Annotated in this window: 21 protein-coding genes and 1 pseudogene; 15 read left to right on the forward strand and 7 right to left on the reverse strand. The window is 74.9% G+C overall.

The window, feature by feature from the left end; genetic code table 11:
- Positions 1-33 precede the first annotated feature (33 nt).
- Genes mycP through GA0070213_RS25865 form a run of 3 tightly spaced genes read left to right on the forward strand, consistent with a single transcriptional unit; the run spans position 34 to position 2,916 of the window.
- Positions 34-1,326, forward strand: a complete 1,293-nt coding sequence (gene mycP / locus GA0070213_RS25855) for a type VII secretion-associated serine protease mycosin (RefSeq protein WP_175441497.1) — start codon at positions 34-36, stop codon at positions 1,324-1,326.
- 39 nt (positions 1,327-1,365) lie between these two features.
- A complete protein-coding gene (locus tag GA0070213_RS25860; protein WP_091070201.1) occupies positions 1,366-2,160 on the forward strand; it encodes a phosphatase PAP2 family protein in 795 nt (264 codons plus the stop codon).
- Between the two features lie 30 nt (positions 2,161-2,190).
- The gene (locus tag GA0070213_RS25865; RefSeq protein WP_091070203.1) at positions 2,191-2,916 is read left to right on the forward strand and encodes a phosphatase PAP2 family protein; all 726 of its coding nucleotides are present in this window, start codon (positions 2,191-2,193) and stop codon (positions 2,914-2,916) included.
- 32 nt (positions 2,917-2,948) lie between these two features.
- On the opposite strand, the gene GA0070213_RS25870 is transcribed toward GA0070213_RS25865, so the two are convergent.
- The 6 genes from GA0070213_RS25870 to GA0070213_RS25895 all read right to left on the reverse strand — a co-directional run bounded on the left by GA0070213_RS25870 (position 2,949) and on the right by GA0070213_RS25895 (position 8,419).
- A complete protein-coding gene (locus GA0070213_RS25870; protein WP_091070205.1) occupies positions 2,949-4,127 on the reverse strand; it encodes a MarP family serine protease in 1,179 nt (392 codons plus the stop codon).
- 76 nt (positions 4,128-4,203) lie between these two features.
- Entirely contained in the window at positions 4,204-4,893 is a 690-nt protein-coding gene (locus GA0070213_RS25875; RefSeq protein ID WP_091070208.1) for an NUDIX hydrolase, read from the reverse strand.
- Positions 4,890-5,498 carry a TlpA family protein disulfide reductase gene (locus GA0070213_RS25880; RefSeq protein ID WP_091070211.1) on the reverse strand — a complete coding sequence of 203 codons (609 nt, stop codon included), beginning with the start codon at positions 5,496-5,498 and terminating at the stop codon, positions 4,890-4,892. The genes GA0070213_RS25875 and GA0070213_RS25880 overlap by 4 nt, the downstream gene beginning before the upstream one ends.
- Entirely contained in the window at positions 5,495-6,274 is a 780-nt protein-coding gene (gene nth / locus GA0070213_RS25885) for an endonuclease III (RefSeq protein ID WP_091070213.1), read from the reverse strand. Before nth ends, GA0070213_RS25880 begins: the two co-directional genes overlap by 4 nt.
- 59 nt (positions 6,275-6,333) lie before the next feature.
- Positions 6,334-7,557, reverse strand: a complete 1,224-nt coding sequence (locus tag GA0070213_RS25890; protein ID WP_091070215.1) for a CapA family protein — start codon at positions 7,555-7,557, stop codon at positions 6,334-6,336.
- A gap of 199 nt (positions 7,558-7,756) precedes the next feature.
- Positions 7,757-8,419: an adenosylcobinamide amidohydrolase gene (locus GA0070213_RS25895; protein ID WP_091070421.1), complete on the reverse strand. Its 663-nt coding sequence runs from the start codon at positions 8,417-8,419 to the stop codon at positions 7,757-7,759.
- Between the two features lie 175 nt (positions 8,420-8,594).
- On the opposite strand from GA0070213_RS25895, the gene GA0070213_RS25900 reads away from it, so the two are divergent.
- The 7 genes from GA0070213_RS25900 (at position 8,595) to GA0070213_RS25930 (ending at position 14,106) form a co-directional block, all read left to right on the forward strand.
- Entirely contained in the window at positions 8,595-9,272 is a 678-nt protein-coding gene (locus tag GA0070213_RS25900; RefSeq protein WP_088976469.1) for a Crp/Fnr family transcriptional regulator, read from the forward strand.
- A gap of 317 nt (positions 9,273-9,589) precedes the next feature.
- Positions 9,590-10,333, forward strand: coding sequence for a metallophosphoesterase family protein (locus GA0070213_RS25905; RefSeq protein WP_091070217.1), 744 nt, complete (start codon positions 9,590-9,592; stop codon positions 10,331-10,333).
- A 54-nt stretch (positions 10,334-10,387) separates the two neighbouring features.
- Positions 10,388-10,849 carry a glycosyltransferase family protein gene (locus tag GA0070213_RS25910; RefSeq protein ID WP_091070219.1) on the forward strand — a complete coding sequence of 154 codons (462 nt, stop codon included), beginning with the start codon at positions 10,388-10,390 and terminating at the stop codon, positions 10,847-10,849.
- A gap of 2 nt (positions 10,850-10,851) precedes the next feature.
- Positions 10,852-11,346 carry a hypothetical protein gene (locus tag GA0070213_RS25915; protein WP_091070222.1) on the forward strand — a complete coding sequence of 165 codons (495 nt, stop codon included), beginning with the start codon at positions 10,852-10,854 and terminating at the stop codon, positions 11,344-11,346.
- A complete protein-coding gene (locus GA0070213_RS25920; protein WP_091070225.1) occupies positions 11,343-12,197 on the forward strand; it encodes a class I SAM-dependent methyltransferase in 855 nt (284 codons plus the stop codon). Before GA0070213_RS25915 ends, GA0070213_RS25920 begins: the two co-directional genes overlap by 4 nt.
- Positions 12,198-12,257: 60 nt before the next feature.
- Positions 12,258-13,331, forward strand: coding sequence for a radical SAM protein (locus GA0070213_RS25925; RefSeq protein ID WP_091070229.1), 1,074 nt, complete (start codon positions 12,258-12,260; stop codon positions 13,329-13,331).
- Positions 13,332-13,335: 4 nt separating this feature from the next.
- Positions 13,336-14,106, forward strand: a complete 771-nt coding sequence (locus GA0070213_RS25930) for a class I SAM-dependent methyltransferase (protein WP_091070232.1) — start codon at positions 13,336-13,338, stop codon at positions 14,104-14,106.
- A gap of 38 nt (positions 14,107-14,144) precedes the next feature.
- Here GA0070213_RS25930 and GA0070213_RS25935 read toward each other — a convergent pair whose 3' ends face one another.
- Complete coding sequence (locus GA0070213_RS25935) at positions 14,145-16,184, reverse strand: aminotransferase class I/II-fold pyridoxal phosphate-dependent enzyme (protein ID WP_091070234.1); 2,040 nt, start codon at positions 16,182-16,184, stop codon at positions 14,145-14,147.
- 121 nt (positions 16,185-16,305) lie between these two features.
- Between GA0070213_RS25935 and GA0070213_RS25940 the strand changes: the two are divergent.
- The 5 genes and pseudogenes from GA0070213_RS25940 to GA0070213_RS25960 form a co-directional block, all read left to right on the forward strand.
- Positions 16,306-16,908 (forward strand): annotated as a pseudogene (locus GA0070213_RS25940) (TetR/AcrR family transcriptional regulator); the annotation flags it as partial.
- A 138-nt stretch (positions 16,909-17,046) separates the two neighbouring features.
- Positions 17,047-17,841, forward strand: a complete 795-nt coding sequence (locus GA0070213_RS25945; RefSeq protein WP_091070236.1) for a TIGR03084 family metal-binding protein — start codon at positions 17,047-17,049, stop codon at positions 17,839-17,841.
- Entirely contained in the window at positions 17,838-19,514 is a 1,677-nt protein-coding gene (locus GA0070213_RS25950; protein ID WP_091070242.1) for an acyclic terpene utilization AtuA family protein, read from the forward strand. The genes GA0070213_RS25945 and GA0070213_RS25950 overlap by 4 nt, the downstream gene beginning before the upstream one ends.
- Entirely contained in the window at positions 19,511-20,650 is a 1,140-nt protein-coding gene (locus tag GA0070213_RS25955; protein ID WP_091070244.1) for an acyl-CoA dehydrogenase family protein, read from the forward strand. Before GA0070213_RS25950 ends, GA0070213_RS25955 begins: the two co-directional genes overlap by 4 nt.
- Positions 20,647-22,251 (forward strand): acyl-CoA carboxylase subunit beta, encoded by a 1,605-nt coding sequence (locus tag GA0070213_RS25960; RefSeq protein WP_091070247.1) that lies wholly within the window; start codon positions 20,647-20,649, stop codon positions 22,249-22,251. Before GA0070213_RS25955 ends, GA0070213_RS25960 begins: the two co-directional genes overlap by 4 nt.
- Positions 22,252-22,258: the final 7 nt, after the last annotated feature.

Below are 22,258 nucleotides of genomic sequence, written 5' to 3' on the forward strand. Positions count from 1 at the left end.
CATGTGTCGGAAGCGACGGAGTGGCTGGGGAATGTGACCAGGGATCGGCAGGGACTTCCCGGCGTGCCGCCCCGGCGTCTCGCCGGGCGGGCGCTGCTCGCCGCCGTGGCGGCGCTGGCCGTCACGGCCGGTCCGCTGGCGCCCCCGGCGCACGCCGCGCCGGCCGCCCCCGTCGCCGCGTTCCGCACCGACCAGGTCCGCGACGAGCAGTGGCAGTTGAAGGAGTTGCGGGCGAAGACCGCCTGGCGGACCTCCACCGGGCGCGGCGTGGTGGTCGCGGTGATCGACTCCGGGGTGGACGGCTCCCATCCCGACCTGGCCGGTCAGGTCCTGCCCGGTCTCGACCTGGTCGATCCGGCCGGCGGCGGGGAGGAGCCGGACCCGGTCGGGCACGGCACCACGGTGGCCGGCCTGATCGCCGGGCGGGCCGACGACGACCGGGGCGTGGTGGGCCTGGCGCCGGACGCGAAGATCCTGCCGATCCGGGTGCTGGACGCGGAGAACCGTTACGACGACGCCCTGGTCATCGCGAAGGCGGTGCGCTGGGCGGTCGACAACGGCGCCCGGGTGATCAACCTGTCGCTCGGCGGCAGTGGTGACAGCCCGGCCCTGGCCGCCGCGCTCGACTACGCCTTCGCCCGCGACGTGGTGGTGGTCGCCTGCACCGGCAACCTGGCCACCTCGACCACCACGAAGGTCTGGTACCCGGCCCGTGAGCCGGGCGTGCTGGCGGTCACCGGCCTGGACCGCGACAGCGAGAACCTCTGGTCGGGTTCGATCACCGGCCACGAGACGGTGCTGAGCGCCCCGGCCACCGCCCTCTACGGCGCCCGCTCGCGGGGCGGCTACTGGCGGGTGCAGGGGACGAGCTTCGCCGCGCCGCTGGTCGCCGCGACGGCCGCCCTGGTCCGGGCCAGATATCCGAAGATGACCGCCGGTGACGTGGTGAACCGGCTGGTCAGCACCGCCCGGGATCTCGGCCCGACGGGCCGGGACGACCGCTTCGGCTACGGCATGGTCGACCCGGTGGCCGCGCTCACCGCCGACGTGCCCGTGGTGGGGCAGAACCCGCTGGACGACAACGCCTCCCCCGGCGTGGTGGGCTTCGGGCCGGCCCCGGGCGAGGGCCCCGACACCCGGGCCGCGGTGGCGGGGCAGGGCGGCGACCCGTTCGGCGGTCCGAAACAGACCGGGTGGTCGGCCCGCCCGGCCGGCCAGGCCGAGGTCTCCGCGCCGGAGCGGATCTGGACCGGCCTGGCCCTGTTCGTCGCCCTGCTCACCGGCGCCGCGCTGATGGTGCGCCGGTTCCGGCGGGCCCGTCGCTGACCGGTCTGACCGGGACCTGCCCGGGGTAGTGAACGGCGCATGAACACCACCGGTCCGACGTCCACCCGTGACCGGTCCTGGCGGAGCCGCCGCCTGGACCCCGACCGCTCGCTGGGCCTGCGGCTCACCCTGGCCGCCGTCGCGGCGGTCCTGGTGCTGGTGCCGTTCGCCCTGCTCGCGCTGCTGGTCCTGGGCGCGTGGCCGCCGCTGCTCCGGCTGGACGCGTCGGTCACCGACGCGTTCCACGGCTACGCGCTGGCGCATCCGGCCTGGGTGCGGGCGATGACCGTGTGGACGCACGTGTTCGGGCCGGGCCCGCTGCGGGTGGCCGCCGCGGTGGTGGTGGTCTGGCTGCTGCGCCGCCGATCCCCCCGACTGGCCGTCTGGGTGGTCACCACGATGCTCGTCGGTGGGTTGCTCGGCGCGTTGCTCAAGCTGCTGGTCGGCCGGAACCGGCCGGACCTGCTGGAGCCGGTGGCCCGGGCGGCCGGCTACTCGTTCCCGTCCGGGCACGCGTTGAACGCGGCGCTGGCCGCCGGGGTGCTGCTGCTGGTCTTCCTGCCGTTCGCCAGGCACAGCCGGGCGGGTCGGGTCGCGCTCTGGACCGCCGCGGTGCTGCTGACGGTGGTGACCGGGCTCAGCCGGATCGCGCTGGGCGTGCACTGGACCAGCGACGTGGTGGGCGGTTGGGTGCTGGGGGTGGCGGTGGTGGCGGCCACCGCGGCCGGGTTCGCCACCTGGCGGACCGGGGCCGGTCACCGGCCGGCGCGCCCGCTGCGCGAGGGCGTCGAGCCGGAGCTGGCCGATCCGGGGCCGGAAAACGGGCGCGCGTAGCGGCGCGTCCGTCGGGGTAAAGGGCGGCTCATGTCCGATGTCGCGGTCCAGATCGCCCGGCGCGTGCTGCTGCCGGTGTCCCTGCTCTTCGCCGTCATGGTGGGGTTGGGTCTCCTGGTCACCCGGGTGCTCACGCACACCTGGCCGTTCACCGTGGAGGACGGGGTGAACCGCGAGTTCGCGGGCGACCGGACGCCCGTCTGGAACGACGTGTCGCTGGTCTTCAGCACGCTGGCCAGCACCCAGATGATCGTCGTGGTGACGGTGCTCGCCGCGCTGGTACTGCGGCTGGTGCTGCACCGCTGGCGGGAGCCGATCTTCCTGTGCGCGGCGGTGACCGCCCAGGCCCTGGTCTTCTTCTTCACCACCATGGTCATCGACCGGAACCGTCCGACGGTGGAGCACATGGACGCGTCCCCGCCGACCTCCAGCTTCCCCTCCGGCCACACCTCGGCGGCGACCGCGCTCTACGTCGGTCTGGCGGTGCTGCTGGCGCTGCGGGCTCGCAGCACCCCGGCCAAGGTCGCCTGGTGGTCGCTGCTGGTGCTGGTGCCGGTCGGGGTGGCGCTCACCCGGATGTACCGGGGCATGCACCACCCCAGTGACGTGGTGGCCTCGTTCCTCAACGGCGGCACCTGCGTGGCGATCATGGCGCGGGCGGTGCTCGACAAGACGCTCACCTGGGGTCGCGCCAAGGTGTCGCCGCTCCGGCCGGGCGACGACGTGGCGCCCGCCGCGGCACCGGCGGGCGGCTGACCGCCACGCCGGTCGGCCGGGCGCCGGCCGGTTCAGGTGCAGTCGCCGGTGCCCACTCCACGGGTACGCTCCGCGCCGGTCAGCGCCACCGACCGCGCCTCGGCCGCGGTCACCGCGAAGCCGGTGTTCGGGTCGTCCGCCGCCGCCGCGAAGATCACGCCGAGCACCAGGCCGTTCGAGGAGACCAGCGGGCCGCCGGAGTTGCCGCTGCGCACCAGTGCCCGGATCGTGTAGATCTCCCGCGTCACGTCACCGGACGAGTAGATGTCCGGGCCGGTGATCCGGTCGACGTCGCGGACCCGGGCCGGCCGGGCGTCGTACGGGCCGTCGAGGGGGAAGCCGAGCACGATCGCGTCCGCGCCGCTGGCGGCGGCCCCGGCGGCGAAGCGCAGCGACGGCCCGGGCAGCCCCGGCACGTAGAGCACGGCCAGGTCCCGCTCCGGGTCGTAGACCACCACCTCGCCGTCGTAGCGCTCGCCGCGCAGCTCCACCGCCACCGAGCGGGTGCCGGCCACCACGTGCGCGTTGGTCATCACCCGGTCGTCGGCGTAGACGAAGCCGGAGCCCTCGATCCGGCGGGAGCAGCTCGGCGCGGAGCCGAGCACCTTCACCACGGACCGCTTGCTGTTCTGCACCACCTGGGAGTTGGCCAGCGCCGGGTCGGGCGGCGAGACCTGGCGCGCGTCGGTGCTGCCCAGGCCGTTGAACACGTCGGGGAAGCCGTTGGTGTCGACGGTGTCCCGCAGGGCGGTGGAGAGGTCCTGGGCCCGGTCGGGCAGCACCCGGTCCACCACGGTGAGCAGCGCGCTGTCCTTCACCGAGGCGGCCAGCCAGGGCACCGAGGACGAGCCCAGCGGCACCGCGACCAGCCAGGCCACCAGCATGACCGCGATGACCGAGATGAACGCGCCGCCGACGTCGTCGACCTTCTTCCCGGTCGGCCCGGTGATGGCCGCGCGCAGGTTGGAGCCGAGCCAGCCGGCCAGCGCCTGGCCCAGCACGGCGAGCCCGAAGATGGCCACCAGGGAGATCAGCACCCGGGTGCCGCTGGACGCGAACTGCTGGGCGATCAGCGGGCCGATCTGGAGGCCGAGCAACGCGCCCAGGAAGAACCCGGAGAACGACAGGGCACCGATGACGAAGCCCTGACGGTATCCGCTGATCGCGAACACGAGCATGAGCAGGAGCAGGACGAGATCCACGGCGGACACGCCCCAAGGGTACGGGCACCGGGCTCACGGCCGGCTCAGCGCTCGCTGAACGTGACCTGAGGATCCGTGCGGGTGATCAGCGCACCGGGCTCTCGTCGGCGGCGTCGGTGCCGGCCGACGGCGCGGGGGCGGCGACGGGCGGCAGCTCCACCACCCGCGAGCGCGGCCAGGGGCGGGCCCAACCGCCCATCTCCAGCAGCGTGTCGATGACGCCGGCGGTGAACCCCCAGACCAGCATGCCGCGCGCCGAGAAGGCCGGCCCGATCCAGCCGCTGGGATGGCGGACCCGCATCCGGTTGTCCGGGTCGACCAGCTCGGCGACCGGCAGCCGGGCGACGTGCGCGACCTCGGCCGGCTCCCGCGGGTGCACCGGGTGCGGGTCGTGCCACCAGGCGAGCACCGGGGTGACCACGAAGTCGCTGACCGGGATCCAGAGCCGGGGCAGCTCGGCCAGCACGGTGACGCTGCCCGGGTCGAGGCCGACCTCCTCGTTCGCCTCGCGCAGCGCGGTGGCCCGGGCGTCGGCGTCCTCCGGGTCGGCGGCGCCGCCGGGGAAGGCCGGCTGACCGGCGTGGTTGCGCAGTGTCGCGGCGCGCTGGAGGACCAGCACGTCCGGCCCGACGCCGGGCTCCTCGCCGAGCAGCACCAGCACGGCGCTCTCCCGGCCGCCGGTCTCGGGGGTGGTGAGCCGGGTGAAGTCCTCCGCCCGCGCGGTGCCGAGCCGGCCCAGCAACGGGTCGAGCCAGGCCGGCGGCCGTCGGGTCATACCCGCACCCCGAGGTGGGTCTGCACGAGCGTCGCGAGACGGGCGTCGTCGAGCGCGCCGGTGCCCTCGATGTGCCGGATCCGGCCGTCGGCGCCGACCAGGACGGTCAGCGGGAACGCGCTGCGTTCGAGCGCGCGCTCGAACGAGTCGCCCTGGTCGACGAGCATCGGGAAACCGACGCCGAAGTCCTCGCCGATGGACTGCGCGCCGCCGCGGCTGTCCCGGCTGTTCACGCCGATCACCTGGAACCGGCCGTCGGCCCGTTCGCTCAGGCGCTGGAAGGCGGGCAGTTCCTTGCGGCAGGGCGGGCACCAGGACGCCCACACGTTGATCACGGCGGGGCCCTTGACGTCGCGCAGCTTGACCGGCGCGCCACCGGTGAAGCAGTTGAGCGCCAGGTCGGGCAGCGGGCCGAGGGGCTTTCCGGCCGGCGCGGGCACGGCCGAGGCCGGCGCGACGGTCAGCGGGGCGCAGTCGGCGAACGGGGACGGGCGCTCCGCCCGGGTGGCCGGCGCCGGGCCGGCCGGCTCTTCGGCCGTGGCGGTGCAACCAGCCGCCGCCAGCAGCACCAGCGGGGCGAGCAGGCGGGCGAGCCGGCGGGTCACGGCGCGTCCGCCGCGGCCGCCTGCTGCGGCACCAGGTCGGGGTCGAGGCCGACGGCCGCCGCGAGGTCCCGCGCGCGGGGGCCCTTCAGCAGCTTCGCCGCCGCGGCCGGCTCGGTCGGCCCGGTGCCGTAGGCGGGGCAGAGCTTCGCCAGCGTGCACGCGCCGCAGGCCGGCTTGCGCGCGTGGCAGACCCGGCGGCCGTGGAAGATGATCCGGTGCGACAGCATGGTCCAGTCGCGCTTCGGGAAGAGCGCGCCGATCGCGTGCTCGATCTTGACCGGGTCGGTCTCGGCGGTCAGCTGCCAGCGCTGCACCAGCCGCTGGAAGTGGGTGTCGACCGTGATGCCCGGGACGTCGAACGCGTTGCCGAGGATGACGTTGGCGGTCTTGCGCCCGATCCCCGGCAGGGTGACCAGGTCGGCCAGCCGGCCCGGGACCTCGCCGTCGTAGCGCTCGCAGAGCGCGCGGCCCAGGTTGATCAGTGAGCTGGTCTTGTTGCGGTAGAAGCCGGTGGGCCGGATCAGCTCTTCCATCTCGCCGCGGTCCGCCCCGGCGTAGTCGGCGGCGGAGCGGTAGCGGGCGAACAGCTTCGGCGTGACCTCGTTGACCTTCTTGTCGGTGCACTGGGCGGACAGGATCGTGGCGACCGCCAACTCCAACGCGTCGGAGTGGTCGAGTTCGCAGTGCGCGTCGGGGTGGGTCTCGGTCAGCACCCGCCCGATGCGGCGGGCCCGACGCGTACGGCCGAGGTCGGTCTCGGGGGAGCGCGTGGTCACGCCGGCCAGCCTACGTCGCGGGGCCGACGCTCCGGTGGGTCGACGCGGGCGGCGTGCGCTCAGCCACCCTTCGGCGCGCTGATCTTGCCGGACGCGTCGATCTTCGCGCCGGTGTCCGGGAAGTCGGCCCGGGTCACCTCGCGGACCAGACCGAGGCCGCGGTCCTGCCGGTCGACGGCCGGCCGACCGACGCCGTTCATCGCGGTCGAGGTGAACGTGCCACCGGCGAAGCGACCCTCGGCGGTGAGCGACACCTTGAGCACGCCGCCCCACCCGAGCCGACCGGAGCTGTTCAGCGACTTCCCGCCGCCGGCGAAGTTGCCCAGGCTGTAGGCGATCAGCCGGCCCTGGTAGAACTCCATGCCGCGCAGCACGTGCGGGCCGTGCCCGATCACCAGGTCGGCGCCGGCGTCGATCACGGTGCGGGCGAAGCGCATCGGGTCGCCCCGGTTCTCGCCCACGTACGTCTCGGTGCCCGGTTTGACCCTGGTCTTCTCGGCGCCCTCGGCGCCCATGTGCACCTGCACCACGACCAGCTTGGCCATCCCCTTGGCCATCTCGATGACCTGCTTGGCGGCGTCGAGGTCGACCAGGCTGTTCGACCAGGGGTACGACGAGAAGCCGACCACTGCCACCTTGACGCCCTTGACGTCGACCACGGTGATCTCGCCGGGCGCCCCGGTGTGCTTGAGCCCGTGCGCCTCCAGCGCCGACTGGGTGTTCTCGTAGCCCTGCTGGCCGTAGTCGTTGCCGTGGTTGTTGGCCTGGTTGAGCAGTTGGAACCCGGCCGAGCGCAGGTGCGCCGCGTAGCCGGGCGGCGCCCGGAACTGGTAGCAGTTCTTCGGGTTCGGGCCGCACTTGCCGGCGCCGGTGTCCTCGGTGAGCGGCTCCTCCAGGTTGCCCATCACCAGGTCGCCCTTGAGCGCGGACTTCACGTCGTCGAAGAAGCCCTTGCCGCCGTTGGGCGGCAGCCGGTTGGGCGCGTTCCCCATGATCACGTCACCGGTCGCGGTGAGGGAGATCGACGCCTCGGTCGTCCCGCCGGTCGCCGCCGGCTGGTCGCCGGTCGCGGGGCCGGCCGAGCCGGTCGACCCGCCACCCTGCCCGGTCTGCCAGACCGGGTCGTCGGTGCCGCCGGAGTCGGAGCACCCGGCGGCGAGCAGGACGGCGAGGAGCGCGACGAGCGCGACGAGGCGCGAGCCGGGGGCCGGACGGCCGGGGACGGCACGGCGCGGGCCGGCGGCGCGGCGGGAACGGGGCAGAGAGCGGGCGGGAGCGTACATCGTCGGCGACGCTACCGTGCCGGGAACGCCGCGACGAGGACCGAATGGCCGGAATACCGGGACCGGCGGTTGTCGGCGGGGCCCGCCGGACCGTCTCCGGACGCTCGGGGCGACGGCGGGAGCGGTCCGGCCTTGCCCGGTCGGACCAGGGGGCTCCGCCGCCCCGCCGGCCGGTGAGCTGCTGCTCGGCGAGGAGACCTCAGCCGGCCCGCCGGTCGGACCAGGGGACGACGGTGCCGGCGCCGCCGGCGCGGACGGCGGCGTGCACGGCGCGGGCCAGCGGGGCGCCCCAGGTCGAGCGCGGGCCGCCGTACGGGGCCGGCTCGCCGTCGGCCGGGCAGAGCACGGTGACCGCGTCGGTGGCGGTGCCGGTGGCCGGCAGTCCCAGGTCCCAGATCGCCTGCGCCTTCGCCTCGGTGGCCGTGGCCACCGCGTTGACCAGCGCCGCGTCGCCGAGGCGGGCCGGCACGTACACGACGATGTTGACCGTCCCGACGCGTTGGGCGGGCGCCGCGGGCGCCGGCGCGGCGGCCCACACCGGGGTGCCCAGGCCGACGGTCGCCCAGACCCGCACGTCACGGTCCGCCCGGCGCACCACCTCGGCCACGTCCACCCCGGTCAGCAGCCCGACCCCGGGACCGGTCAGGTCGAGGTCGCGGGCCAGCTCGGCCAGGTGGGCGGCGGGGTCGTCCCGGTCGTACGACATCGGCACGGTCGCGTTCAGCACCCACCGGCGGACGCCGATCCCCCCACCCAGCGGGGCGGAGCCGACCGCCAGCAGCGGCGCCTCGGCCCGCCAGCACAGCAGCGGGATGTCCCACCCGGATTCGGACCGGCTGGTCAGGGTCGGCTCGCTCAGCACGCCGGTCACCCTACGATCACAGGTGGGAACGGGTGGTGCCGGCCCGGCCCGGAGGGCGGGTATCCAGGGGTGCACCTCCGATTCCTGCTCATGTGCGCCTAGACTGGCGGCGCGCGAGGGATCAGCGGACGGCGGACCCGGGCCGACGGACGGCACGCGCAGGCGGAGGTGCGCGATGGACGAGGTACTGGCCCGCAGCGGGATCTTCCAGGGTGTCGACCCGGAGGCTGCCGAGGCGCTCGCCAAGGAGATGGAGACGATCGACGTCCGCAAGGGCGAGGTCGTCTTCAACGAGGGCGAGCCCGGCGACAGTCTCTACATCCTCCTGTCCGGCAAGATCAAGGTGGGCCGCCGCGCCGCGGACGGCCGGCAGAACCTGATCGCCGTGATGGGCCCGTCGGACATGGTCGGCGAGTTGTCGCTGTTCGACCCCGGCCCGCGGACCGCGACCGCCACCGCGGTCACCGACACCCGGCTGGTCCGGCTGCGCAAGCAGGCCCTGCGGCCGTGGCTCAACAACCGGCCCGAGATCGCCGAGCAGCTGCTCCGGGTGCTGGCCCGCAGGCTGCGCCGGACGAACGACTCGCTCGCCGACCTGATCTTCACGGACGTGCCGGGCCGGGTCGCCAAGAACCTGCTCCAGATGGCCGGCCGGTTCGGCACCCGCGACGGCGGCGTGCTGCGGGTGACCCACGACCTCACCCAGGAGGAGATCGCCCAGCTCGTCGGCGCCTCCCGGGAGACCGTCAACAAGGCGCTCGCCGACTTCGCCTCCCGCGGCTGGCTGCGGCTGGACGGCAAGAGCATCATCATCCTCGACCCGGAGCGCCTGGCCCGCCGCGCCCGCGTCTGATCCACCGCCGGCCCGGGTGTCTCCCGGCCGTCCTTCGTCCCGGCCCGGACCGCCGCACGCGGTCCGGGCCGGTTCCGTCCGGGGCCAGTCCTCGCCCGGACCGATCCTCGGTCGGGCCGGTGCCACCCGAACCGATGCCCGCCCAGGCCGGTGCTCGGTCGGGCCGGTGCCCGCCCAGGCCGGTTCCATGCCGGCGGTGTCGCCCTGACCGGGCCGATGGCGCCGGCGTGGCGGCGGGCCGCAGGGCAGCACCGTAGGGTCGTCTGCCGGGCGCAGAATCGCTGGACCTGCCGGCGCCGGTCGCGCAGGCTCGGGCGATGCATGAACGTGTCGCCGTCCTCTCCGACATCCACGGTGTGCTGCCGGCGCTGGAGGCCGTCCTGGCCGAGCCGGACGTGGCTGCCGCCGACCTGATCGTGCTCACCGGCGACCTGGCCGCCGGTCCGCAGCCGGTCGAGGTGCTGGACCGGCTCACCGCGCTCGGCGACCGTGCCCGCTGGGTCGGTGGGAACGCCGACCGGGAGCTGGTCGAGGCGCGGGCCGGGAAACCGTCGGAGATCGAGGTCTCCAACTGGGCGGCCGGGCAGCTCCGCGCCGACCAGGTGGCCCGGCTGGCCGCGTTGCCGCCGTACCTCAGGCTGCCGGTGACCGGTCTCGGCGAGGTGCTGTTCTGCCACGCGACGCCCCGCGACGACGTGGAGGTCGTGCTCGTCGACTCGCGGCCGGCGCGCTGGGCCGAGGTCTTCGCCGGCCTGCCCGCCGAGGTCGGGACCGTGGTCTGCGGGCACACCCACATGCCCTTCGCCCGGTTGGTCGACCGCCGCCTGGTGGTCAACCCGGGCAGCGTAGGCATGCCGTACGGGGGCGCGGGCGCCTGGTGGGCGCTGCTCGGCCCCGGTGTGCAGTTGCGCCGCACCCGGTACGACGTGGACGCCGCCGCCGACCAGGTGGTCGCCGGGTCCGGCTTCCCCGAGGCGGCGGCGTGGGTCGACGAGTATCTGCGCGGGCGCTACTCCGACCTGGACGCGCTCGCCGTCTTCGGGCCCCGGGACGGTCGCTGACCGTCCATCCTGGACGGGTCGCCCCGATCCGCGACTCTGCGATAGCGTGGCGTGATGGGCCGGCGGTACCGGATACTCCTCGTCTCCAGCAGCGGCGGTGTCCTGCTCGACCTGCTCGCCCTGCGCCCCTGGTGGGAGCGGCACGACCCGGTCTGGGTGGCGGTCCACGCCCCCGACACCGAGGTGGCGTTGGCCGGGCAGCGGGTGCATTGGCGGCCCGAGCTGTCGACCCGCACCCGGCTGCGGGTGCTGCCGGCGACCTGGTGGGCCCTGCGGCTGCTGCGTCGGGAGCGACCCGATGTGGTGGTGTCGGCCGGCACCGGGGTGGCCGTCGGCGTCTTCCTCGCCGCCCGCCTGCTCCGGGTGCCCTCGCTGTGGCTGGAGACGTTCAACATGACCGGGCCGGCCGGCGCCGCCGCCCGGCTCTGCTCCCGGCTCGCCGCCGCCGTGCTGGTGCAGCGTCCCGCGCTGCTGGCGTCCCGCCCCCGCGCGGTGCTCATCGGGGAGCTCTACTGACCATGGCCCGCGTCCTGGTCACCGTCGGCATGGGCCCCTGGCCGTTCGACCGCCTGGTCGACGCCGTCACGCCGCTCTGCGCCGCGCACGAGGTGTTCGTCCAGACCGGCACCTCGACGGTGACCCCGCCGTGCCCGCACGCCCCGTTCCTCCCCCTGGACGACCTGCGGGAGCGGCTGGCCACCGCCGACGTGGTGGTCACCCACGCGGGGAACACCGTCCGGCTGGTGCAGCGACTCGGCCGGGTGCCGGTGGCGGTGGCCCGGGAGGCGGCGCGGGGCGAGATGGGCAACGACCACCAGGTCGCCTACCTGCGCGAGGAGGAACGCTCGGGGCGGGTGGTCGCGGTGTGGGAGGTGGCCGACCTGCCGGCCGTGGTGGCCGCGCACCCCGAACGGCAGCGGCGGTTGCTGGCCGAGCGGCCGCTGCCCGGCGCGGTCGACGGCGAACGGCTCGCCGAGACGCTGGACGCGCTCTGCGCCCGGCTGGTCCGATGAGCCGGGCCGGCGAGCGCCCGACCAGGCCGGTGAGCCGGGCCGGCGAGCGCCCGACCAGGCCGGTGAGCCCGGCCGACGAGGCGTCGCGCCGGCCGGGCACGTCGCCGTTCGCCGCTCATCCGCTGCGCCGATACGCGTTCGCCTGGTCGGTGCTGGCCGGTCGCACCGGCCGGCACCTCGACCTGGGCTGCGGTCCTGGCGACTTCCTCGGCACGCTGCACGAGCACGGCACCGTGACCTGCGAGGGCGCCGACCCCCACCCGGGCTACCTGGCCGGGCTCGCCGAGCGCCACCCGAGCCTGCCGCTGCACCGGCTCCGAGTCGGTGGGCCGCTGCCGTTCGCCGACGGCCGCTTCGACTCGGTCAGCCTGCTCGACGTGCTGGAGCACGTGCCCGACGAGGCCGCGGTGCTCGCCGAGGCGCACCGGGTGCTCGCCCCCGGCGGGCTGCTGGTGCTGACCGTGCCGCGCCGGCACGTCTTCAGCTTCCTCGACCCCGACAACGCCAAGTTCGACTTCCCCCGGCTGCACCGCCTGGTCTACTCGTGGCGGTTCGGGCCGCAGGTCTGGCACAGCCGGTTCGCCGACCTCTCCGACGATCTGCGCGGCGACATGTCGGTCGGCCGGGACCGGCACACCAACTACCGCACCGCGGACCTGCTCCGCCTGCTGCGCGCCGCCGGCTTCGCACCGACCACGGTGACCGGCGCCAACCTGTTCTGGCGGTGGTTGCAGATCCCGGCGCTGCTCGCCGGCGGGCCGGTACGCCGCCTGCTGGAGCGCGGCATCCACCTCGACGGCCAACTGTTCCGCTCGGCCAACCTCTTCGTCGTCGCCCGGAGGCACCCGTGAGCACCGTCGACATCGTCCGGAGGCACCCGTGAGCACCGCCGACACCGGCCGGAGGCGGCGATGAGCGTGGCGGACACCGCCCGGCTGGCGTGGTTCTTCGGCCGGCTCGCGGTCAAGGAGCGGGTCGCGCCCCGGCTGCACGTACGGCCGCTGGTCGCCGAGCTGTTCCTGACCGACAACTGCAACCTGCGCTGCACGAGCTGCGGCTGTTGGACCACCAACACCCGGGGTGAACTGTCCACCGAGGAGTGGCGGGACGTGCTGCGCCAACTCGTCGCGCTGCGCATCCACAAGGTGAACTTCACCGGCGGTGAGCCGTTGATCCGGCCGGACGCGCTGGCCCTGATGGCGTACGCCCGCGAGGTGGGGGTGCGTCACCTGCACCTGAACACCAACGGGATCCGGCTCACCCCGCCGGTTCTGACCGAGGTGCTCGCCGCCGGCGTACGCAGCTTCAACGTCTCCGTCGACGGCCCGACGGCATTGGTGCACGACCGGATCCGGGGCCGGCTCGGCGCGTTCGAGACGACGACCCGGCACCTGCGGCACCTGATCGCGGAGCGCGACCGGCTCGGCCTGAAGGTGCGGATGAACTTCACCGTGATGCGGGACAACGTGGACAGCCTGCCCGGCATCGCGGCACTGGCCCAGGAGCTCGGTGTGGCGCTCTACCTCAACCTGGTCACCGACCGGACGTTCCTGTTCCGCACCGAGGCGGTCACCGGGCAGACGGACGTTGCCGGCGACCGGCTCGACGCGGCGCTGGCCGAGCTGGAGGCGGTGGCCCGGGCCGACCGGCGCTGGCTGCCGCGCTACTCGGAGCTGCGCTACCTGCGCGGGCACTTCGACGACCTGGTGCAACGTGACCTGCCGTGCGCGGAGTCGCAGCTCAAGCTGATGGTGCACTCCCGGGGCGAGGTCGGCGGCTGCTGGGCGCACGACCCGACCGCCTCGGTCCGGCAGCGTCCGATCGCCGAGATCGTCGACGCTCCGGCATACCGCGCCGAGCACGCGCGGCTGTTCCGCAAGGAGTGCGTCGGCTGCGGCAGCAACTACAGCCTCAACCTGCGGTGGCGGCCGGGCACCTATCTGGCCGACCGGCAGTGGCGACGCGGGCGGCGCAGCCTTGTCTGAGCCGATGCGCCCGAGCCAGCCGCTGTACGACGCGCTGGCCCCCGGCTACGAGGAGCACTTCGCGGTGCCGCACCGGCGCGCGTACGACGATCTGGCGTGGGAGCGGGTGCGGGCGCTGCTGCCGCCGGACGGCCCGGTGGTGGACGCCGGTTGCGGGGTGGGCCGGTGGGCCCGGCGGCTGCTCGACCTGGGCCATCCGGTGACCGGCGTCGAGCAGGCCCCGGGGATGGTCGCCGAGCTGCGCCGCCGTCCGCCCGGGCCGGGCTTCACGCTGGTCGAGGGCTCGATGACGGAGGTGACGCTGCCCGCGACGGCCGGCGCGGTGCTGGCGATGGGCTCGCTGCAATACACCGCCGACCCGGAGGGCGCGGTCCGGCAGCTGGCCGGTTGGCTGCGCCCGGGTGGGGTGCTGGCGGTGCTGGTCGACTCGCTGGTGGGGCTGGTGCTGGAGCTGGTCGGCGCCGGCCGGGGCGAGGAGGCGGTGGAGCGGTTGTCCCGCCGCCGGGGCGTCTGGCGGTCCGCCGGGCACGCGGCCGACCTGCACCTGCTGGATCGCGCCCGGCTGGAGGCCGGGTTCGCCGCCGCCGGCCTGGTCGAGGTGCGCAGCGCCGGGCTGCTGGTCAGTGCCGGGCCGCTGGGCCGGGCGGGGTTGGCCGAGCGGCTCGCCGCCGACCGGGACGCGCTGCTCGCGCTGGAGCGCCGGCTGGGCGATGATCCGGTCCTCGCCGACGCCGGCAAGCAGCTGCTGGTGACCGGCCGCCGCGCCCCGACCTGACCGTTCGGGCCGCCGCCCGGCGGTCGGAGCGGCGAGGTTCAGCCCAGGCAGCGGTGCAGCGCGGCGACGACCCGTTCCGCCTGCTCCACGGTGAGTTCCGACGACATGGGCAGGGCCAGCGCCTCGGCGTCCAGCCGTTCGGTCACCGGCAGCCGTTCACCGCCGCCGAGCGGGCCCCGGTGGATCGCCGCGAAGTAGGGCTTGGTCTGCACGCCGAGGGCGGCCAGCTGCGCCGCCACCCGGTCGCGGTCGGCGAGCCGGGCCACCCAGTGCACCCAGCAGTGCCGGTCCCCGGCGCGGACCCGCTGGAACCGCATCGGCAGGGTGCGGGCGGCGTCCGCGTACACCTCGGCCACCTCGGCCCGGCGGCGGACCAGCGTGTCCAGCTCGGCGAGCTGGTCGACCGCGACCACGGCGGGCAGCTCGTTCATCAGCTCGGAGCGGGTCCAGCCGGCCGGTGCGGCGAGCACCGCCTCGGCGGCGCCGGCGGGCAGCACCAGGGCGCCGCCGGCCCCGCCGGCCGAGACCACCTTGGCGAAGCTCATCGAGTACGAGTGGGCCAGCGCCTGCTGCGCCACCGGGCGCCCCTGGTGCAGGCTGCCGAGGGCGGCGGCGGAGTCGGCCAGCAGCGCCACCCCGGCGGGGTCGCAGACGGCCCGCAGGGCCGGGTAGTCGCACGGGTTGCCGAAGGTGTCGACGCAGAGCACCACCCGTACCCCGCCCTGCTCGACCGCGGCGGCGACGGCCGCCGGGTCCAGCGTCCAGGTCGCGGCGTCCACGTCGACGAAGCGCAGCGCGTACCCGAGTTGGACCAGGATCTCCGCGGTCGCGGGGAACGTGTACGACGGCAGCACGGCCACGTCGCCGGGGCGGGCCGGGCCGACGGTGGCGGCCACCATGATCCGCAGTGCGGCGGTGCCGGACGCGGTGACCAGCACCCGATGGTCGTCGTCGAGTTCCAGCTCCTTGCCCAGCCGTTCGGTCAGCTCCCGCGTCCACCGGTTGCCGTGCTTGACCTCGCCGCTGGCGAGCGCCTCCTGCTGGCGGGCGGCCACCAGCTCGGGGTGGGCCGGCGGGGGCGGCACGACGACCGGCAGCGGCGGCCGGAACAGCGGCGTCCGGTCGTGGTCCACCTCGGCGACCAGCGCCGGCAGGTGCGGGCGGAGCGGGCCGATCCGGTGGCCGGCGGCGGTCAGCCTGTCGGTGACCACCAGGCCGGAGCTGTCCGGCGTCCGGCGGGGCACGGTCCGCAGCGGCGCCGACGAGCCGCACAGGTCCCGGATCCAGGTGGCGAGGTCGGTCAGCGGCACCGGCTTCCCGCCGACGTTCCAGACGCCGGGGCCGATGCCGTCGCGCAGCATCCGGGCGAGCGCGTCGGCGGGCAGGAAGCTGCGGACGGCGTCCGCGGTGACCGGGAGCGGCAGCCCCTGCCGGGCCCGGCGGATCAGCCGGGTGGCGACCCGGTGCTGCCCCGCGCCGACGACGTTGGCGAGTCGGAGCACGGTGAGCCGGTCGGGGTCGACCGCGTCGGCGACGAGCCGTTCCTGGGCGAGCTTCGCCATCGCGTACGTCCAGCGGCCGGTGGGGTCGGCGTCGGCCATGGCGCGGGCCAGCGGGGCGGCCCGCCAGGGCGGGCACGGGCTCCGAGCCAGGTCGCGGGCGAGCGCACACCAGTCGTCGATCTCCTCGACGGTCCACGGCAGCTCGGGCGCGGTGTCCTCGGTCAGCGGACCGGCCGCCGCGCCGTAGACCTCGACGGACGAGGTGAGCACCACCCGGCGGCCGGTGAGCCGGGGCAGCAGCCGGGCGGTGCTGACGGCGTTGTCCAGCGGCAGCGTCCAGGGCCGGCGGGGGCGTGGCTCGCTCGCGCCGAGCAGCACCACGACGACGCCCGGCGGCAGCTCGGGCGGGTCGTCGGTGAGCAGGTCGACCCGGATCCAGTCGAGCCCGGCAGCGGTGCTCGCCTCGGCCGGCGGTCGACGGTCCACGGTGGTCACCCGCGCGCCGGTGGCCAGCAGCGCCTCGGCGGTCACGGTGCCGAGGAAACCGGCGCCGCCGACCAGCACGAATTCATCCATGTCGTGCCCTCCCCGTGAACGGAGCACAGTATCGCGGAATCCCACCGTCGGAGGTGTCGGATGTCCGCCCGGAGAAAAAGTCAGTCTTGACTGTTTGTTTCCGGGGCGGGACGCTGTCCCCGTGCCCACCGCACCGACCCGCGTCCCGCAGCAGGAACGCAGCCGCGCCACCCAGGCCCGGCTGCTGGAGGCGACCGTCGAGTGCCTGGTGGAGCACGGCTGGTCCGGCACCACGACCACCGTGGTGGCCGCCCGGGCCGGCGTCTCCCGCGGCGCGCAGCTGCACCACTACCCCACCAAGGCCGCCCTGGTCACCGCCGCCGTCGCCCACCTCGCCGAACGCCGGGCGGTGGAGCTGCGCACCGAGGCGGACGCGCTGCCCGCCGGCCCGCGCCGGCTGGACCGGGTGGTCGACCTGCTCGCCGCCGCCTTCACCGGGCCGCTCTTCGTCGCCGCCCTCGAACTCTGGGTCGCCGCCCGCACCGACGCCGAGCTGCGTGACGCGCTCGTGCCGCTGGAGGCCACCGTGGGCCGGGAGATGCACCGCCTCACCGTCGAGCTGCTCGGCGTCGACGAACGCCGCCCCGGCGTTCGTGAGGCGGTGCAGGCCACCCTCGACCTGCTGCGCGGGCTGGGCGTGGCCAACCTGCTCAGCGACGACTCGACCCGCCGCACCGCCCTGCTGCACACCTGGAAACGCCAGCTCGCCACCCTGCTCACGCCCGACGCCACCACCGACCCGCGCGACGCCCGCCCCGCCGCACCGGGGCCGGCCGACGCCGCCCCGCCCACCGCCGGCCCGTCCGGCGACGGGCGGCAGTGACCCGAAGCCCCTGACCGGCACGACTCGCCCGGAGGCACCATGGTCGACCCGACCGCCCTGCTCGCGGACCTGGCCGCCGAGTCCGAGCAGCTCGACGCGCTCGTCGCGGAGCTGCCGGCGGACGGATGGGAACGCCCGACACCCGCACCGGGCTGGACCGTCTCGCACCAGATCGCGCACCTGGCCTGGACCGACCACGTGGCCCACCTGGCCGCCACCGACGAGTCGGCGTTCTTCGCCTCGGTCACCGCCGCGCCGGACCCGTCCCGCCTGGTCGAGGACGGGACGGAGTCCTTCCTCGCCCCGCCGCCCGCGCTGCTGGCCCGCTGGCGGGACGGCCGGGCCGCGCTCGCGGCCGCCCTGGCCGCCAGCCCGGCCGGCGAGAAGCTGCCCTGGTACGGGACCCGGATGTCGCCCGCCTCGATGGCCACCGCCCGGATCATGGAGACCTGGGCGCACGGCGAGGACGTCGCCGACGCGCTCGGCGTCACCCGCGCCCCGACCGCCCGGCTCCGGCACATCGCCCATCTCGGCTTCCGTACCCTCGGTCATGGTTTCGCCGCCCACGGCCGCGCGGTGCCGGCGGACCCGGTCCGGGTCGAGCTGAGCGCGCCCAGCGGCACCGAGGTCTGGGCGTTCGGGCCGGCGGACGCGGCCGACCGGGTCACCGGCCCGGCGCTCGACTTCTGCCTGCTGGTCACGCAGCGCCGGCACCGCGCCGACCTGGCCCTGGTCGCCGCCGGCCCGGTCGCCGACGAGTGGCTGGACGTGGCCCAGGCGTTCGCCGGTCCGCCCGGCGGCAAGCGAGAGCCGGCGCGGGAGGTCTCCCCGTGAAAGTGCTGCGGGTGGGCAACGCGTCGGGCTTCTACGGCGACCGCTTCGCCGCCTGGCGGGAGATGCTCGACGGCGGCGAGCTGGACGTGTTGACCGGCGACTACCTGGCCGAGCTGACCATGCTCATCCTCGGCCGCGACCGGATGCGCGACCCCTCACTCGGCTACGCGAAGACGTTCCTGCGGCAGCTGGAGGGCGTGCTCGGCACCGCGCTGGAGCGCGGGGTCACGCTGGTCACGAACGCCGGCGGCCTCAACCCGGGCGGCCTGGCCGACGCGGTCCGGTCGCTCGCCGGGCGGCTCGGCCTCGACGTGCGCGTCGGGTACGTGGCGGGCGACGCGCTCCAGCGACCGGACGCGCTGACCGCGAACGCGTACCTGGGCGCGTTCGGGATCGCGGCCTGCCTCGACGCCGGCGCCGACGTGGTGGTCACCGGCCGGGTCACCGACGCGTCGCTGACGGTCGGGCCGGCGATCGCCCGGTTCGGCTGGACCCGCGACGACCTCGACGCGCTGGCCGGGGCGACCGTGGCCGGGCACCTCATCGAGTGCGGGGCACAGGTCACCGGCGGGAACTTCAGCTTCTTCACCGAGTTGCCGGACGGCGGCCACCGCCCCGGCTTCCCGATCGCCGAGCTGCACCCGGACGGGTCGTCGGTGCTGACCAAGCACCCGGGCACCGGTGGCGCGGTCACCGTCGAGACGGTCACCGCCCAGCTCCTCTACGAGGTCGGCGGGCCGGACTACCTCGGCCCGGACGTGGTGACCCGGCTGGACACGGTCCGGCTCGACCAGGCGGGCCCGGACCGGGTACGGGTCTCCGGGGTACGTGGCACACCGCCGCCGGACACGCTCAAGGTGGGCGTCAACAACCTGGGCGGCTTCCGCAACTCGATGACGTTCGTGCTGTGCGGCTTGGACATTCCGGCCAAGGCGGCCCTGGTCCGGGGCCAGGTGGAGGAGGCGGTCGGCAAGGAGGGGCTGGAGTTCACCCTGGCCCGCACCGACCATCCGGACGCCGCCGACACCGAGGCGGCGAGCGCGCTGCTGCACGTACACCTGCGCGACGGCGACAAGGCGCGGGCCGGGCGGGCGTTCTCGGCGGCCGCGGTGGAGCTGGCGCTCGCCTCCTACCCGGGCTGCACGTTGACCACGCTGCCCGGCGACGCCACCCCGTACGGGGTGTTCACCGCCGACGCCGTCGCGCAGGACGCGGTGGAGCACGTCGCGGTGCTCCCCTCCGGCGAGCGCGTGCCGATCCCGCCGCCCTCCGTGGTGGGTGGTTTGCAGGGGCCCCCCGCTATGCACCGGGCGTTGACAGGGGGCCCCTCCTTGCACCGCACCCGGCGGGGGGCGCTGGGTGAGGTGGTGGGCGCGCGGTCGGGCGACAAGGGCGGCGACGCCAACCTGGGCGTCTGGGCCCGCACCGACGCCACCTGGTCGTGGCTGCGCGACTGGCTCACCGTGGAGCGGCTGGCGGACCTGTTGCCGGAGACGGCGACGCTGACCGTCGAGCGGTACGAGCTGCCGAACCTGCGCGCGGTCAACTTCGTCATAAGAGGCCTGCTGGGGCAGGGCGTGGCCGCGTCCACCCGGTTCGACCCGCAGGCCAAGGCGCTCGGCGAGCTGCTTCGCGCCCGGGTGGTCGACCTGCCGGCGGAGGCGTCGCGATGACCATCGTGGACACCCCGGAGCGTCGCCAACTGCGCGAGCTGACCCGCGCCTTCGTCACCCGGGAGGTCCTGCCGCACCTGGCGGACTGGGAGCGGGCCGGCGAGGTGCCCCGGTCGCTGCACGAGACCGCCGCGAAGATCGGGCTGCTCGGCATCGGCTTCGCCGAGTCGGTCGGCGGCAGCGGCGGCGACCTGCTCGACTCGATCGTGGTCACCGAGGAGATCATCCGCTCGGGTGGCTCGTCCGGGTTGGTCGCCGCGTTGTTCACGCACGGCATCGCGCTGCCGCACATCGTGGCCGCACAGGACGAGGCGCTCGTCGACAGGTACGTCCGGCCGACGCTGGCCGGGACGATGATCGGCGCGCTGGCGATCACCGAGCCGGACGGCGGCTCGGACGTGGCGGGCATCCGCACCTGCGCGGTGCGCGACGGCGACCACTACGTGGTGAACGGGTCGAAGACCTACATCACCAGCGGCGTCCGGGCCGACTTCGTGACCACCGCGGTCTGCACCGACTTCCCCGGGTCGGGCTCGCTGAGCCTGCTGGTGATCGACAAGGGCGCACCCGGGTTCACCGTGGGCCGGCGGCTGGAGAAGCTGGGCTGGCACTGCTCGGACACCGCCGAGCTGTCCTTCGCCGACGTGCGGGTGCCGGTGGCGAACCGGGTCGGCCCGGAGGACACCGCCTTCCTGGCCATCATGCAGCAGTTCGCCGCCGAGCGGCTCTCGCTCGCCACCCAGGCGTACGCGACCGCGCAGCGCTGCGTGGACCTGGCGGTGCGGTGGTGCCGGGACCGGTCCACGTTCGGCCGACCGCTCGCCAGCCGGCAGCTCGTCCGGCACCGGCTGGCCGAGATGCACACCCGAGCCGAGGCGGCCCGCGCGTACGTGCACGAGGTGGCCGAGCGGGTGGCCGCGAAGCAACCGGTGGTGACCGAGGTGGCGATGGCGAAGAACGTGGCGGTGGCCGCCTGCGACTTCGTGGTCGACGCCGCGCTGCAACTGCACGGCGGCTTCGGCTACCTGCGCGACGCCGAGGTGGAACGGCACTACCGGGACGCCCGCATCCTCGGGATCGGCGGCGGCACCACCGAGATCATGAACGAGATCATCGCGAAGGGCATGGGCCTGTGAGCACTGTTCTCCAGAGCACGATCGACGCGACGACGCCGGGCTTCACGGCCAACCGGGAGGCGCTGCTGGAGCGCCTCGCCGAGCTGGACGCGGCGCTCGACCAGGCCCGCGCCGGGGGCGGGGAGAAGTACGTGACCCGGCACCACGGGCGCGGCAAGCTGCTCCCCCGGGAGCGGATCGAGCTGCTGCTCGACCCGGACAGCCCGTTCCTGGAGCTGTCGCCGGTGGCCGCGTACGGCACGGATTTCCCGGTCGGCGCCAGCACCGTGACCGGCATCGGCGTGGTCGAGGGCGTGGAGTGCCTGGTCGTGGCGAACGATCCGACGGTACGCGGCGGCGCGATCAACCCGTGGTCGCTGGCGAAGACCCGGCGGGCGGGCGAGATCGCGCTGGCCAACCGGCTGCCGATGGTGAACCTGGTCGAGTCGGCCGGCGCGGACCTGCCCACCCAGGCGGAGATCTTCATTCCCGGCGGGCGGGTGTTCCGCGACCTGACCCGGCTCTCCGCGGCAAAGATCCCCACGGTCAGCGTGGTCTTCGGCAACGCCACCGCCGGCGGCGCGTACGTGCCCGGCATGTCCGACTACACCATCATGATCCGGGACCGGTCGCAGGTCTACCTGGCCGGACCGCCGCTGGTGAAGATGGCGACCGGTGAGGTGACCGACGACGAGGCGCTCGGCGGCGCGAAGATGCACGCCGGCACGTCCGGCCTGGCCGACTTCCTCGCCGAGGACGAGCGGGACGGGATCCGGCTGGCCCGGCAGTGCGTCCGCCGGCTCAACTGGCGCAAACACGGCCCGCCGCCGCGCAACCCGTCCCCGCTGCCACCCCGGCACGATCCGGAGGAGTTGCTCGGCATCGCCAGCGCCGATCTGAAGGTGCCGTTCGACCCGCGCGAGGTGCTGGCCCGGGTGCTCGACGACAGCGCGTTCGACGAGTTCAAGCCCGGCTACGGCAGCGCGCTGGTGACCGGCTGGGGCGAGTTGCACGGCTGGCCGGTGGGGGTGCTGGCCAACGCCCGGGGGGTGCTGTTCAGCGAGGAGGCGCAGAAGGCCGCGCAGTTCATCCAGCTCGCCAATGCCGCCGACACCCCGCTGGTCTTCCTGCAGAACACCACCGGCTACATGGTCGGCACCGAGTACGAGCAGCGCGGCATCATCAAACACGGCGCCCTGATGATCAACGCGGTGTCGAACTCGACGGTCCCGCACCTGACCGTCAACCTGGGCGCCTCCTACGGCGCGGGCAACTACGGCATGTGCGGCCGGGCGTACGACCCGAGGTTCCTGTTCACCTGGCCGAACGCGAAGTCGGCGGTGATGGGCCCGGCCCAGCTGGCCGGTGTGCTGTCGATCGTGGCCCGGCAGGCCGCCGCGGCCCGGGGACGCGAGTACGACGAGGACACCGACGCCGCCATGCGGATGATGGTCGAGCAGCAGATCGAGTCGCAGTCCGGGGCGCTGTTCCTCTCCGGCCGGCTCTACGACGACGGGGTGATCGACCCCCGGGACACCCGTACCGTCCTCGGGCTCTGCCTGTCGGCGATCCACAACGGACCGGTGAAGGGCGCCGACGGTTTCGGCGTCTTCCGGATGTAGGGGGCTG

The sequence above is a fragment of the Micromonospora humi genome (assembly GCF_900090105.1).
GTDB classification, from domain to species: Bacteria; Actinomycetota; Actinomycetes; order Mycobacteriales; family Micromonosporaceae; genus Micromonospora; species Micromonospora humi.